The organism is Streptomyces sp. NPDC127084 (assembly GCF_042724175.1).
GTDB lineage: Bacteria > Actinomycetota > Actinomycetes > Streptomycetales > Streptomycetaceae > Streptomyces.
Window position 1 is genome coordinate 148,807 of the sequence record NZ_JBHXFA010000001.1, and the last position, 14,550, is coordinate 163,356.

8 protein-coding genes are annotated in these 14,550 nt (G+C 70.0%); 4 read left to right on the forward strand and 4 right to left on the reverse strand.

What is annotated here, in order from left to right:
- Positions 1–75: 75 nt before the first annotated feature.
- Positions 76–909 (reverse strand): LLM class F420-dependent oxidoreductase, encoded by an 834-nt coding sequence (locus ACFWI9_RS00695; protein ID WP_387157919.1) that lies wholly within the window; start codon positions 907–909, stop codon positions 76–78.
- Between the two features lie 165 nt (positions 910–1,074).
- Here ACFWI9_RS00695 and ACFWI9_RS00700 point away from each other — a divergent pair, with 165 nt between their 5' ends.
- Positions 1,075–2,610: a CehA/McbA family metallohydrolase gene (locus tag ACFWI9_RS00700; protein WP_387157921.1), complete on the forward strand. Its 1,536-nt coding sequence runs from the start codon at positions 1,075–1,077 to the stop codon at positions 2,608–2,610.
- Between the two features lie 21 nt (positions 2,611–2,631).
- Here ACFWI9_RS00700 and ACFWI9_RS00705 read toward each other — a convergent pair whose 3' ends face one another.
- Positions 2,632–4,302 (reverse strand): serine/threonine-protein kinase, encoded by a 1,671-nt coding sequence (locus ACFWI9_RS00705; protein ID WP_387157922.1) that lies wholly within the window; start codon positions 4,300–4,302, stop codon positions 2,632–2,634.
- 171 nt (positions 4,303–4,473) lie between these two features.
- Between ACFWI9_RS00705 and ACFWI9_RS00710 the strand changes: the two genes are divergently transcribed.
- From ACFWI9_RS00710 to ACFWI9_RS00720, 3 genes are all read left to right on the forward strand, one after another.
- Entirely contained in the window at positions 4,474–5,223 is a 750-nt protein-coding gene (locus tag ACFWI9_RS00710; protein WP_387157924.1) for a DUF6215 domain-containing protein, read from the forward strand.
- 815 nt (positions 5,224–6,038) lie between these two features.
- Positions 6,039–10,487, forward strand: coding sequence for a polymorphic toxin type 27 domain-containing protein (locus ACFWI9_RS00715; RefSeq protein ID WP_387157996.1), 4,449 nt, complete (start codon positions 6,039–6,041; stop codon positions 10,485–10,487).
- Between the two features lie 19 nt (positions 10,488–10,506).
- The gene (locus ACFWI9_RS00720) at positions 10,507–10,914 is read left to right on the forward strand and encodes a hypothetical protein (protein ID WP_387157926.1); all 408 of its coding nucleotides are present in this window, start codon (positions 10,507–10,509) and stop codon (positions 10,912–10,914) included.
- A 136-nt stretch (positions 10,915–11,050) separates the two neighbouring features.
- Here the strand turns inward: ACFWI9_RS00720 and ACFWI9_RS00725 are convergent, their stop codons facing one another.
- The gene (locus ACFWI9_RS00725) at positions 11,051–12,538 is read right to left on the reverse strand and encodes an aldehyde dehydrogenase family protein (RefSeq protein ID WP_387157928.1); all 1,488 of its coding nucleotides are present in this window, start codon (positions 12,536–12,538) and stop codon (positions 11,051–11,053) included.
- Positions 12,535–14,274: an amidohydrolase family protein gene (locus tag ACFWI9_RS00730; protein WP_387157929.1), complete on the reverse strand. Its 1,740-nt coding sequence runs from the start codon at positions 14,272–14,274 to the stop codon at positions 12,535–12,537. The genes ACFWI9_RS00725 and ACFWI9_RS00730 overlap by 4 nt, the downstream gene beginning before the upstream one ends.
- Between the last annotated feature and the right edge of the window lie 276 nt (positions 14,275–14,550).

Genomic DNA, 14,550 nt, shown 5'->3' on the forward strand with positions numbered 1-14,550 from the left:
GCGCGGGCGCGCGGGGGGCCGGGCCCGTGGGCCCGCCCCGCCGCGGCGCGCCCCCCCCCGCCCCCCCCCCGGGCTCTACCCGAGATACGCGGCGTAGGCGTCCAGCACCTTCAGGACCTTCCCCTCCCCCTCCGGCGGCAGTTGCAGCACGACCTCCTCGCAGCCCAGCTCCGCGTAGTACTCCAGCTTCCCCGCCGACGGCAGCACCGCGTAAGGAACGATCTGGAGGGTCTCCGGATCGCGGCCCGCCTTCTCCCAGGTCTCGCGGAGCACCGGGACCGACTCCGAGAGGCCGCGACCGCCGATCGGCAGCCAGCCGTCCGCGTAGTCGGCGATATGGGCGAAGAGCTTCGGGCCCGCGCCGCCGCCCACCAGGGTGCGCGGGGCGCCGCCCGAGTGGGGCTTGGGGTGGGCGTACGAGGCGCGGACCGACGCCCGTTCGCCCTCGTACGCGGTGGGGTGGTCCGCCCACAACGCGCGCATCAGATGCATCCGGTCGCGGCCGAGTTCGCGGCGCGTCCGCCATTCGACGCCGTGGTCGGCGGCCTCCTCCCTGTTCCAGCCGAAGCCGACACCGAGGGTGAACCGGCCGCCGCTGAGGTGGTCCAGGGTCGCGATCTGCTTGGCGAGGGCGATCGGGTCGTGCTGGGCGACGAGGGTGACGCCCGTGCCGAGGCCCAGTGTCGTGGTGACGGCGGCGGCCTGGCCGAGGGCGACGAAGGGGTCCAGGGTGCGGCCGTACTCGTGCGGGAGTTCGCCGCCCATCGGGGCCGGGGTGGTGCGTTCCACGGGGATGTGCGTGTGCTCGGGCAGATACAGCCCGGCGAAGCCGCGTTCCTCCAGCTCCCGTGCCAGGCGTACCGGCGTGATCGTCTCGTCCGTGAGGAAGATCGTGGTCGAGATACGCATGCGCGTCCTCCGTCAGCTCGGCGGTTCAGCGGGTCCAGCGGGCTCGGCAGCCCAAGGTATGCCGTACGGGGCCCGGATTCGAGAGCGCCGCGATATGCCCTTGCCCTCGCGTTCGCGTCTCGGTAGGAGGTTGGTAGCGCGCAACCGACCCGGGGAGCAGACGGTATGTGCCACTCGACCGACTCGACGCACTCGTTCAGCAGACGCGGACTGTTCGTGACGGGAGCCGCCGCCGCGCTTACCTTGGGCGGTGTGAGCTTCGCGGAAGCAGCGCCGCAGGGCCCTGGCGGCACCGCCACCGAGGTGGTGCGGGGCACTCTGCCGCCCGGGTCGCCGGACTTCGTGTACCTGCCCGTGGAGGTCCCGCGCGGGGTGTGCGGGATCCGTGTGGCGTACACGTACGACAGGCCGCAGGTCCCGCCCGGCACGCAGGGCAACGCGCTGGACATCGGCATCTTCGACGAGCGGGGTACGGAGCTCGGCGGCGAGGGGTTCCGGGGCTGGTCGGGTGGGGCGCGCACGGAGTTCTTCATCCAGGGCGACGAGGCGACGCCCGGCTATGTCGCCGGGCCTGTGCGCGCCGGCACCTGGCATATCGCGCTGGGCCCTTACACCGTCGCACCGCAGGGCCTCGCGTACGAGGTGACCGTCACGCTGACGTACGGGCCCACGTCCAGGACCCCGAGGCCGGTGTACCCGCCCGAGCGTGCCAGGGGGCGGGGGCGGGCCTGGTACCGGGGGGACTGCCATCTGCACTCCTGGTACTCGGACGGGCGCCGCACCCCCGCCGAGATCGCCGCTCTCGCCCGCGCCGCCGGGCTTGACTTCATCAACAGCAGTGAGCACAACACGCATGCCGGGCACGGGGCTTGGGCCGATGCGGCGGGTGACGACCTGCTCGTACTCCTGGGCGAGGAGGTCACCACCCGCAACGGGCACGTCGTGGCGATCGGCACCGAACCGGGCACGTTCACCGACTGGCGCTACCGTGCCCGCGACAACCGGTTCGGGCACTACGCACGCGAGATCCGGCGCGCGGGCGGATTGGTCGTCCCCGCCCATCCGCACTCCAACTGCATCGGCTGTGCCTGGAAGTTCGGCTTCGGCGAGGCGGACGCGATCGAGGTGTGGAACGGTCCGTACACCCCGGACGACGAGGTGTCGCTGATGGACTGGGACAGCACCCTGGTGGCCCCGGCCCGATCAGCGGGCAGGGCGCGCTGGACTCCGGCGATGGGCAGCAGCGACGCCCATCGCGCCCCGGACGCGGTGGGCACCCCGCAGACCGTCGTACTCGCCGACGACCTGTCCCGCGAGGCGATCCTCGACGGTATCCGCGCGGGGCGTTCGTATGTGGCCGAGTCGTCGGCCGTCTCGCTGTCCTTCGGTGCGGTGGGCGGGCGGGGCCGCCGCGCGGGCATCGGTGAGCGGCTGCGGACCGGCGGCGACGCCGACGACCCGGTGTCGGTCCGGATGGAGGTGACAGGCGGCCCTCCCGGAGGCACGGTCCGGTTCGTCACCGACCAGGGTGTGCTGCACACCGGCACACTGCCCGGGAGCGGGGCCGGCAGTGTGGAGTGGCGTACGACGGCGGCGTACGCGGCGTACGTACGGGCCGAGGTACGTCATCCGCCGGTGGTGCCGATCCCGGGCTTCCCTGGACCGCTTGCGGCGTTCACGAATCCCGTGTTCCTCGGTTAGCTCTGCGAACGCTGCCCATCGTCATCTACCGGCTCGGATGAAGCGCCCGATCACACTCGGCACCACATAGATGAGGCCGAGCGCGCCGATGAGGACGGGCAGGTTCAGGACATCGACCAAGGCCCCTGCCGCGCCCTCGAGGAACGACGTCCCACGGCCTTCCATGGCTGCGGCCAGAGTCAGCTTGTCGCTGAACCCGGCGGTCGAGACCAATCCCTGGATGGTGAAGACGCCCAGTACCAGCCAGTAGGCCTGGTTGAGTTTGAACCATCGCAATCGATCGTGCCGACTGCGCTGCGATGTCAGCCAGCAGGCCATGAGCAACAGCCCGGTCGTCGCGAGCAGTCGCACCCAGGTCATGAAGGTGGGCAGGGTCAGCACCGCCAGGACGGTGTTGAATCCGAGGGGGCCGAGGCAGGCCAGTCCGATCAGCGGCCGACCGAGGAAACCCTCGTGGACCCAGTGCCCGGGCACGGGCTTGCTGCCCGTACCTTGCCAGCCCTGCTGAACCTGCTGGCCTTGCCGCCCGCGCGCACCCTGCGTGCTCGGCCACCCCTGCGTACTCTGCCGGCCCGGCCACCCCCATGGCTGCTGGCCCTGCCACCCCTGCTGCCCCAGGTAAGGCGGAGGGGTGGACGGCGGAGGAGTGGGCGGTGGGGTCGAAGGCTGCGGCGGGGGCGGGGTGCTCGGCCGCGGAGGGGTCTGGTACGGCCCCTGGGTGAAGGCGTTGTGGAAGCCGAAGCGTTCGGCCTGCGGGTCCGCCTCGGTACGGGGCGGCCAGTGGTGCGCCGCCCGGGCCTCCTGGTCGTCCCGCGCCTCCAGATTGAGCAGTTCCTCGGAGGTCCGGGCGATCAGGGACGCCACGGGAGCGGGCAGCCAGGTGTCTGCCGTGGGGTCCTGGGACCGTGCCTGCACGCTGAGTTGGGCGGCGGTCGGCCTGCGGCCAGACTCCGGATCCAGGCAGCTCTGGATCAGGGCCAGCAACGCAGCTTCGACATCGGGGAGTTGCCCGGCCAGGGTGCCTCGCCGCGGGACCTGGCCGCTGGCCGCGAAGGCCAGTGTCAGCCCGTAGCTGTAGATGTCGCTGGCTGCCGTGACCTGCTCGCCGTAAGCCTGCTCGGGCGACATATAGGCCGGAGTGCCGATACGGGCACCGCTGACGGTCAGTGCCGTGTCCACGGCCACATGCACGATGCCGAAGTCGATGAGCCGGGGACGTGCGGTGGCCAGCAGCACGTTGGAGGGTTTGAGGTCGCGGTGGACGAGGCCCTTTCCGTGTACGTGCTCCAGGGTCTCGGCGAGATCGGCGGCGAACCGCCACAGCGCGTCGCCCGGCAGCGGCCCGTATGTGTTCACGGCATGCTGGAGGGAGGGTCCCGGCACATACTCGGACGCGTACCAGGGGCGTCGTTCGTCCACCCCGGCGTCCACCACCGGCACCGTGCCCGTCCCGCTGACGCTGCGGACCGCCTCCACCTCGCGCCGGAAGCGGTCGCGGAAACCGGGGACCGACGCCATGTCGCCGTGGATCAGCTTGAGTGCGACGGAGCGACCGCCCGTGTTGCGGGCGAAGTAGACCCGGCCCATGCCGCCTTCGCCGAGCCGTCCCAGCACGCGGTAGCCACCCACTGTGCGCGGGTCCTGCGCGTCCAACGCCTCCATCGACCGCTCCGCCCCCGAACCGGTAGTCATTGTCAAAGAGTTGGCATTCTCGCACGCGTGATCACTGCCGGGACAGACCGGTGTGATCACGGAAGACCGTCCGGATTGGCACCGGAATGAGATCGGATTTTCGTTGTCCACCGGATGATCACGAGTTACGGTCACCTGGCATTTGTCGGGGGATCACGGTGAGTGGGGGACATGGCAGGGGATATAGGCGCGCCCGCGCAGGGCACGCAGAGCGGTACACAGGGCTCGAACGGCCAGGGGGATGCCAAGGGCGCGAAGGGCACGAGCGAATGGGGCCAGGCCATCGCGGCCCTGGTTGTGGCGGGGGCTCTCGCCGCCGGTCTGGTGCTGTTCCAGCAGGCATCGTCCTCGGACAGCAAGTCGGCGTATTCGCCCGGCTCCTGCCCGGAGGCGAAGGCCGGGAAGTCCTCGCCCCGTCTTACCGGGGATCAGCTCTGCCTGACTCTGAACCGCCCCGACCTCGCCGCGCTGCTGGGCACGCCCGGTGAAACCCCGAAGAAGGCGAACGGCAGCGACAGCTCCGTCGGGGAGATCGCCACCCCCGAGGGCGAGGTCGAATTCGACACCTACACCGTGAATCTGTCCGCCACCTACGACGGTGACCCGGTGGCCGGATCCGGTTCATTCCTGATGAGCAACGCCCAGCACCGGAAATTCCTGGGCCGCCCCGCTGTCCTCCATTCGACCCAGGTCATCCAGCTCCGGTTCAACCTGGGCGGCGGCAAGAGCGAGGGCGGCGGGCCCAACCTGCCCGCCCGCGTGCTCAGCGTTGCGCAGGACGCGAAGGACAGCGGCGGCTCCATCGACATCACCGTGTGGCGCAAGGACGGCTCGGTGCCCGACGACGAGGTGCTGCTCCGTGTCGCGGAAGTGGTGCTGCCGACGGTGCCGGGCTGGGACGATACGGACCCGTTCCACTGACGGGGAGCCGGCCTCCTGGGAGGACACCGTGAACTACACGGCCCCCGGGCAGCTCCGGCGTACGCGGGAAGCTGGTCTGTTCCTCCAGAGCTCGCTGTGTCTCCTGGCCAAGCGCCCTCGTCGTACGGTCCGTCATCGCAGCGCTACCCCGCAGGCTGACTGCCGGTGGTGCAGGAGCCCCGGCGACCGGCCGACCTCGGAGGCGACCAACGAGGCTCGGGACCAGTACCTGGCTGCGACGTCGCCCCGCTCATGTGCAGGCGTCTGACTAGCTTTTGACGGAACATCAACCCCCTCTGCACCCTTCTTTCACATCAGCCACACGGTTAAGGTAGGCGTCGCGCGTCCAGGAGGGGAGTACGACCGTCCCGCCGTGGGGCGCGTGTCATTCGGCAGCTGGGGGAACTGTGCTGCCACGGGGGAGGGACGCATCGTCATGCCGCGATACCGGCTCATGGGAAACACCGCAGTAGCCGGCGCCGGCTGCCTGTCCCGTGTCTGCGTCGGAACGGTTGACTGACCCGCACCTCATTACCTCTACCGCCTGTTGTGGCGGTCACCCCTGCCTGCCCACCTACGCAGTCAAGGAGCCCCTTTTGCGTTTCAGACCGGGGTTGTTCAGCCCCAGAAAACGATCATCGTCCGCTCTCACCACGGCCATCACGTCTGTCGCAGCTCTGGCTGTCCTTGGCGGTGTGGCGGTCCAGCCCGATGTGCTCAGTCGGAATGCCGGGGACCGGATGGACCTGGTGGGCAATGACTACGACTGGTATGAGGAGACTCCCGCAGAGGAACTGCGGCAGGACCAGTGCCTGATGTCGGATGTGCTGCGTCTGGGTGGGCCGTCGATGGCGGCGACCGCGCAGGACGGTTTGAACCAGCCTCAGGACAAGCTGCATGAGTTGGCCGACCGCAAGCACTGGGAGGACACTCCGCTCGCGCAGGCGTACGCGAAGGACCGGGACGCCGCGAACAAGGAGCTGGACGCGCTCCATGCTCTGCGGGAGACGTGGAAGAAGCCGCTCGACGGTTTGGAGACCCCGGCCGGTTTCACCGTGGCGGACTTCCACTGGCCGCCAGGTACGTCAGCGAGCACCGGCACAGAGGATTTCTACTCGCAGACCGGTCTGACCAAGTGGGTGGCCGATCGGTTCTGGAAGAGCGAGAGCGATTTCTACAAGGACCCCACGCCGAAGGCTGACGAGGCGACGGTCAAAGCGGTCAAGGATCTCGGCGGGCCGCTGTACGGCAAGGACCCTTCGGCCGCGAACAATCCCCACTGGAACCGGGACGTGGCCGAGCATGACGGGTTCGAGCATCTGACCGAGTGGTCTCTGGAGCCAACGGGTGCGGACAACGCCCGGATGTTCCTCGGCTCGGGTGGTTTCCCACGTACGGCCCCGGCTGCGGGGTCGGCTGAGTACCGGATCGCGGTCGAGGACCTGAAGACCCGGTTCGCATCGTGCGCGTGGCGGGATCCGATGGATCCGAACAAGGTCCTGGGGGACCTGTCGATCACGGCTGGGCAGGAGTGGCAGAAGGAGGTCGCCTCACAGGCGGTCCAGCGCAACCAGGTCCTGACCGCGAACAAGGACGCCACCAAGGCACTCGCTTCGGGTGCCAAGGCGTTGGGCGACATGCTCGGCCACTCCTGGATCGCCGACCGCCTGGCCCGCTGGCAGGACTACTGGTCCGCGGGTGGTCTGGGCTGGATCGGCGACAGCTATGTGACGGTCGAGGTGCCCGGTGCCAAGGGCCACTGCCTGGACGTCCAGGGCGGCGGGAAGACCAACGGCACGCCGGTCCAGATCTACACCTGCAACGGCGGTGCCGCGCAGCAGTGGACGATCGAGGGCAGTGAGGACGACTTCCACCTGCGTAACGTGGGTTCGTTCAAGTGCCTGGATGTGGCCCAGAACGCGTCGGCGAACGGTACGAAGATCCAGATCACGGACTGCTACAGCACCAAGGGGCAGTCGTGGAAGGGTGATGTCCGCGCCACTTCGCCGCTGAAGAGCGTCACTACGGGTAAGTGTCTGGATCTGAGCGCGTTCACGAAGAGCACGGACGCGCGGTTGTGGGACTGCAAGGACGCCAGTGCGCAGAAGTTCCTGATCAAGCCGTCCGGTCACAAGGGCACGGACAGCCTGTCGTATCCGGACAAGGCGCAGTTCGACAAGGCGAAGAAGGGTGTCACCGACACCCAGGCGGCGGCGAAGAAGCAGCTTGCGGCACTGAAGCTGCAGTTGGAGAACGCGAAGAAGTCGGCTACGGCGTCGGATGCGGCGGAGCAGGCGGCGTACTCGATCGCGGATGCGGCTGGTTCTCCGCGGGGTCGTGGTCTGCTGGTGGGCCAGCAGAAGGCGCAGGTCACCAAGGGCATTGTGGCCGCGCTGACGGCGATGGTGAAGGCCGGCGAGACCGCCGAGGCGGCCACCCGTGCCTCGGCCGGTGACAGTGAGACGATCGCGCAGCGCGCGCTGGCGCAGGCGGCGCAGGTCAACGCGGAGTTCCGTAAGGAGGCCGCGCGCAAGGCAGAGTTGCAGGCGAAGGCGGCGGCCGATGCGGCGAAGCTGCACCGGGACAACGCGAAGAAGGACAAGGAGACGGCAGAGGCGAAGCTCGCCGTCGCCCTGAAGGCGGAGGCGGACGCGAAGGCCGCTGCCGCCGACGCGCACGCCAAGCGGCTCGCGGCCGAGGCCGAGGAGAAGACCGCCAAGGCGGAGAAGGAGACCGCAGCGGCCAAGCAGGCCGAGGCCAACCAGCACAAGCAGACCGCGCAGGCCGAAGCGGCGAACGCCCAGGACGCGAAGGAAAAAGCCGAAGCCGCCGAAGCCACCGCCGTCGCCCGCAAGAACGACGCGGTCAACGCCCGCGACAACGCCAAGGCCAAGCGGGACGACGCCTGGGACGCCGAGCAGAAGGCCGATGTCGCACGCGCCAAGGCCGACGCCAAGGACGCCTACGCCGACTCTCTGGAAGCGGGCGAAGCGGCAACCGCCGCCCGCACCGCTGCCAACGAAGCCGACCGGCATGCGGACGACGCCGAGGCGGCTGCGGGTAGGGCGCGGTCGGCGGCGGATGCCGCATCGCAGGCCGCCGCCGAGGCGGACGCCGCGGCCACTCGCGCCGAAGCGGCCGCCAAGCGGGCCCGTTCGAACGCGGACGCCGCCCAGGCCGCCAAGCTACGGGCCGACGCCGCGGTCAAGACCGCCACCAGCGCCGTCGCCGACGCCATCAAGGCATCCGAGCACGCGATGTCGGAAGCCAAAACAGCCGTCGAACTGGCCGACGAGGCGCAGAAGCTCGCGAAGACCGCGATGTCCGAGGCGGACGCCGCGAGCAAGGAAGCCGGCAAAGCCCTCGAGGCTTCGGCGAAGGCCGCCGGTTTCGCCCATGTCACCGCGCTGGCCGCGGTCGACGCGGGCAATGCGGCCGCCCAGGTCGCCAAGCCGGCCAACGACGCGATCCAGATCGGCTCCCCGTACATCACCACCGACTCGGCCGCCAGCCTGGTCGTCCTGACCGGGCAGGCCTCGAAGTCCATCGCGGACCAGCAGAAGGCCGTCGCCGACGCCCACGCCAAGAACGCACAGGCCGAAGCCGCAGCCGCCAAGAACCTCGCCGACCAGGCCACCGGCGACGCGAAGATCGCCTACCAGTACGCGGCCAGCGCCGCCGCACACGCAGCCAACGCCCGCACCTACTCCAAGGAGGCCCTCGGCTACGCCGCCGACGCCGCCAAGGCGGCATCCGCCGCATCCGCGTCACTCGCCCGCACCGTCGAGTACGACCGCAAGGCCACCGCGGACGCCGAAGCCGCCGACCAGGCAGCCGGACGCGCCGAAGGTTACGCCAAGGAAGCCCGCGCCTCCGCCGACCAGGCCGCACTCGACGCCCAGGCCGCCCGCCAGGCCGCTGCCGTGGCCGAACAGGCAGCCAAGGACGCCCGCGCCGCCGCCGACCGCGCCGACGCCGCAGCCACCGAAGCCGAACAAGCCGCCAAGGACGCCGCGAGGTATGCCAAGGAGGCCCAGGAAGCGGCCGACAGGGCAGAGAAGGCCGCGAACGCGAAGCAGATCGAGACCGGAACCGTCCTCGACGAGGCCGGTGGCTCCATCGGCAACATGTTCTATGTCATCGACCACATCGAGAAGGTCGGTGAGCCTCAGGTCGTAAAGAAGACCTCGGGCTGCGACGGCTGGATCAACCAGCTCGCCTACCGCGGCGACTGCACGATCACCGCCAAGCTCCGGTACAGGGCGGTCGTCGACCTGTACATGTGCACCGCGCAGGACCTGAATCCCTCGAAGTACACCTGCCCGGCCAGCGCGACCATCTACCTGGGGCAGCACACGACCGAGGAACTGTCCCAAGAGGTCACGCACAACATCACGATCGCCGAGTTCCAGAAGGGCGTCGACCCGATCGACATCCTCTTCGGCAGCTGGATCAAGTGCGCCCAGAAGATCACCCCCGGCGGTGAAAGCGGAAGCTGGGGCGGATGCGCCTGGGCAGCCCTGGATGTCGCGGCGCTGTTCGCAGGCAAGATCCTCAAGCCCATCGCCGACGCCGTCAGAGCAGTGGACGCCGCGGCGAGGACCGGCATCGGCTTCGCTGACGCCTACAAGGCCCTGCGCTCCCTCCGGTTGTCCGAAGCTGCCGTCGCAAGCATCGTCAGCAAGATCATGCAGACGGTGTACGAGGGGTGCGAAACGGCCGCTTCGAAGGCGCGGCCAACTGCCGGCGCCCGGGCGTTCGCTGCTGCTCAACGCACGCCTGAGGAGTGCATAGAGGAGATCCTCAAGGACCTGGTGAAGGACGGAGACCACATCGTCCTCGGCATCAACCCCTACGCCGACGACCTGGCGAAGGCGATCGGCGCCGATACGTTCAACGGTGGTGTCTACGGCACGAACCTGCCGGCGAAGATGGGTTTGGGCGAGCGTCCCATCTGGACGGTCGGAGTCGAAGAGGCGGTGTCCAACCCCAACGTGCGGCTGACGGTCTCACTGGACGGCGTCGCCGGCGCCGCCAACGCCGACGAAGCACTCACGAAGCTCCTGCAGCGAGGTGAGACGATCAAGGCCGGCGACTGGGAGACGATCAGGTCCAGCGGCTACGGCACCGCGTGGGAGATGACAAAACTGCGCACCGCGGTCAGGCTGGGCCAACGCAACTGGAAGTCGATCGAATGGCGCATGGGCGGCAAGGAAGTCTTCCCCGAGCGCTTCAAGCTGGCCAACGGGAAGCCGGTGCCGTGATCAAGAGAGGGCATCGGGCATGACCGATTTCATCCGTACCGGAAGGCTGTTCCGAGTGGTCGGGTTCAACCCGTCCCACCGGCAGCTCTTCCTGCAGAGCGAAGCGACGCTGATCGACGGGACCTCGAACCACATCGAGGTGCGTGTCGGCCACGTGAGGCTGATGCTCCTGCAGCCCTACTACCGCAACGGCCTGCACATCAGGCGCGCAACCCCGGAGCAGTTCGCGGTGCTGGCGGAGCGGCACGGGCTGGAGCCCGACGAAGCGGCCTGCACCTGGATGCTGGACCCTGACGGCGACAGCTTCGTCGTCGGTAGCCCACCGGACTGGCGGGAGGCGGAGTACGCGCTGATGGGCGGCCGGGAGTCGCTGTACGCCGGGCCCTGGCCGCCGGACTTCCCGACGGATTCGGGGAACCTCTTCTGACGCCTCGGCGCTGCGGACATACAAAGTGAGGGCGGCACCCATATCGCGGGTGCCGCCCTCACCTCGTCACTTGTGGTCCGGCGTCGAACGCGACTCGGACTCGCAGCAGACAGTGGCCCGTCAGCTACCGATGAGCTCAGCCGCCCGGCCAGACGATCGCCTGGGTCTCGCTGTACGCGTGCAGTGCGTACGAGCCCACGTCCCGGCCGACCCCGCTCTTCTTGAACCCGCCGAACGGCGCCTCCATGTTGCGGCCGATGGTGTTGATCCCGACGCCGCCCGCCCGCAGGCGCCGCGCCACCCGGAAGGCGCGGGCCGCGTCGCCGGACCAGACGTAGTCGATCAGGCCGTAGTCGCTGTCGCCGGCGAGGGCGACGCCCTCCTCCTCGTCGCTGAAGGGGACCACGACCACCACCGGGCCGAAGATCTCCTCCCGGACGATCCGCATCTCGCTGGAGCAGTCCGCGAACAGCGCCGGAGCCACGTAGAAACCGCGGTCGAGGTCGGGGCGTTCGCCGCCCGCGACCAGGCGGGCGCCTTCCTTCCTGCCCAGCTCGATGTACGACTCGATGCGGTCGCGGTGGGCGGCTGAGATCACCGGGCCGACCACCGTGCCGGGTGCGGCCGGGTCACCCAGCTTCAGATAGCCCATATAGGCGGTGAGCTTCTCGATCAGGCGCTCGTAGACGCCGCGTTGCGCGATGACGCGGGTCGGCGCCGTGCAGATCTGGCCGCTGTAGAACGAGAAGGTGGTGCCGATGCCCATGACGGCCGCGTCCAGGTCGGCGTCGTCGAAGACCAGCGCCGCGCCCTTGCCGCCCAGTTCCATGAGCTGGCGTTTCATGTCGCGTCCGCAGACCTCGCCGATGCGTCGGCCGACGGCCGTGGATCCGGTGAAGCTGACCATGTCGACGTCCGGGGAGTCGACGGCCGCCTCGCCCACGTCCGGACGGGAGCCGCTCACCACGTTCACCACCCCCGGTGGGACACCGGCCTCCGCCAGCGCCTCCGCCATCCGGTAGACGGACAGCGGGTCCTGCGGGGCGGGCTTCACCAGGACCGTGTTGCCCATGGCGAGGGCGGGTGCGACCTTGCCCGCCGGGTTGGCCCAGGGGTTGTTGTACGAGGTGATGCAGGTGACCACGCCGACCGGGCGGCGGGCGGCGAGGGCGCCGAAAATGCCGGCCTTGCCCATTGGTCCCGCCTCGTTGATCTGCGGGGGCAGGCCCTGCTCGACGGGTTCCAGCGCGCCCTTGGCGTAGCGGCGGAAGCGGGACACCCCGACCGCGACCTGCATTCCGCGCGCCGTGCCGGTGGTTGCGCCGGTTTCGGCGCGGGCGAGGTCCGCGTACGCCTCGAACTCGCGCTGGATGACGTCGGCCGCCCGGTCCAGGATCGCGGCGCGCTGCTCGGGTGGGGTGCGGGACCAGGGTTCGAAGGCCTCCCGGGCGGCTGCCGCCGCCGCGTACACCTGGTCGCGGCTCGCCTCGGGGGCGAGCCCGACGACCTGCTCGGTGGCCGGGTCGATCACCTCGTAGTGGCCGGCGTCCGGCTCGGTCCACTCGCCGCCGATGTAAAGGCGCTGGGGCTCACGGTCACGGACGCTGTCACGGTCACGGCTCACCTTGTGCTCACCGTCCTTGTGTCACGGGCCGAGCGCAGCACCTTGCCCGGTATCGCTCCGGTCACCTGGTCGTCGCGGATGGTCTCGACGCCGTTGACGCGTACGGACACGATGCCGACCGCCTTTGAGTCCAGGCGGGGGCTGTCGCCCGGCAGGTCGTGGACGAGGGTCGCGGGGCCCGCGTCGATCCGCTCCGGGTCGAAGAGGACCAGGTCGGCGTGGTGGCCTTCGGTGATCCGGCCGCGTTCGCGCAGGCCGAAGAGCTGCGCGGGGTCGTCGGTGAGCATCTTCACCGCCTGTTCCAGCGGGAGGAGCTTCCGGCCGCGTAGGCAGTCGCCGAGGAAGCGGGTGGTGTACGGGGCACCGCACATCCGGTCCAGGTGCGCGCCCGCGTCGGAGCCGCCGAGCATGACGTCCTCGTGCTGCCAGGTCTCGGCGCGCAGCGCCCAGGACGCGGGGTCGTTGTCGCTCGGCATGGGCCACAGCACGGTGCGCAGCTCGTCGTCGGCGCAGATCTCGACCAGGCAGTGGAAGGGGTCCTGGCCGCGTTCGGCGGCGATGTCGCGGACCACCCGGCCGGTGAGGCCTTCGTTGCGCGGGGAGTACGTGTCGCCGATGACGTAGCGCTCGAAGTGGGCGAGGCGGCGGAACACCCCGGCTTCCCTGGAGGCGGCACGGCGCAGCATCTCGGCCCGCACGTCAGGGTCGCGGAGTCGCGCGATCCGCTCGCGGACGGGCAGGCCGAGGACCTCGCCCCAGCCGGGGATGAGGTTGAGGGCGCAGAAGGTGCCCAGCGACATGTTCATGGGGGTGAGGATCGGCATGGTGAGGGCGACGATCCTGCCTCCCGCCTTGCGGGCGCGTTCGCTGGGCAGGAGCTGGCGCGGGACGCGTTCGGGTACGGCGGCGTCGATGGTGAGCACGTTCCAGTTGAGGGGGCGGCCGGCCGCGGCGCTCATCTCCACGAAGAGGTCGATCTCGTCGTCGCTGAACTGGTCGAGACAGCCCGCGACGATCGCTTCGAGCTGGGTGCCCTCGTGGTCGGCTACGGCTCGGGAGAGTGCGAGCAGTTCGGCGGGTCCCGCGTGGCGGGAGGCCACGGGGTGGCCGTCGCCGTCGGAGTGGGTGGCGGACTGGGTGGTGGAGAGGCCCCAGGCGCCCGCGTCCATCGACTCGTGGAACAGGCGGAGCATGGCGTCGAGTTGGGCGGATGTAGGGGTGCCGCCGACCGCGTCCGGGCCCATCACATGACGGCGCAGCGCGCAATGCCCCACCATGAAGCCCGCGTTGACGGCGATGCGGCCTTCGAGTGCGTCGAGGTACTCACCGAAGGTGTGCCAGTTCCAGGGTGCGCCTTCTTCGAGGGCGACCAGGGACATCCCTTCGACCTTGGACATCATCCGGCGGGTGTAGTCAGCGTCCTCGGGGCGGGCGGGGTTGAGCGGGGCGAGGGTGAATCCGCAGTTCCCGCCCGCGACGGTGGTCACTCCGTGGTTCATGGAGGGGGTGGCGTACGGGTCCCAGAAGAGCTGGGCGTCGTAGTGGGTGTGCGGGTCGACGAACCCGGGGGTGAGGATCAGGCCGGCCGCTTCCTCGCTCGCCCTGGCCGCTTCGGCGACGGTGCCCGGTTCGGCGATGACGGCGATACGGCCGTCGCGTAGGCCGACGTCCGCGGTGTAGGCGGGGGCGCCGGTCCCGTCCACGACGGTTGCGCTCCTGATCAGGTGGTCGAGCATGACCTGCGTCCCTTTCCGGTTCCGGTGCGGCGGGTGGGTCGGTGGGGAGGGGCGGTACGGGTGGCCGGTACGTGGGCCCTGTACGTGCGGCCACCGCGTGGCCAGCGCGTGTGGCGCGGGGGCGCGGGCGGCGCCGCGCGGGGGGCGCCCCAGCGGAGCGCCCCCCGCGGGCGGGCGGGGGCGGGGGGGGGCGGGGGGGCCCGGCGCCCGCGGGGCCGCGCCCCACCTGCGGGTGGGCGACTCCCTCGACTTCTGGCGGGTCGAGGCGATCGAGCC

Coding starts and splice junctions, on each gene's coding strand:
- ACFWI9_RS00695 (WP_387157919.1), bottom strand. CDS start 909: ATGCGTATCTCGACCACGATCTTCCTCACGGACGAGACGATCACGCCG.
- ACFWI9_RS00700 (WP_387157921.1), top strand. CDS start 1,075: ATGTGCCACTCGACCGACTCGACGCACTCGTTCAGCAGACGCGGACTG.
- ACFWI9_RS00705 (WP_387157922.1), bottom strand. CDS start 4,302: ATGACTACCGGTTCGGGGGCGGAGCGGTCGATGGAGGCGTTGGACGCG.
- ACFWI9_RS00710 (WP_387157924.1), top strand. CDS start 4,474: ATGGCAGGGGATATAGGCGCGCCCGCGCAGGGCACGCAGAGCGGTACA.
- ACFWI9_RS00715 (WP_387157996.1), top strand. CDS start 6,039: ATGTCGGATGTGCTGCGTCTGGGTGGGCCGTCGATGGCGGCGACCGCG.
- ACFWI9_RS00720 (WP_387157926.1), top strand. CDS start 10,507: ATGACCGATTTCATCCGTACCGGAAGGCTGTTCCGAGTGGTCGGGTTC.
- ACFWI9_RS00730 (WP_387157929.1), bottom strand. CDS start 14,274: ATGCTCGACCACCTGATCAGGAGCGCAACCGTCGTGGACGGGACCGGC.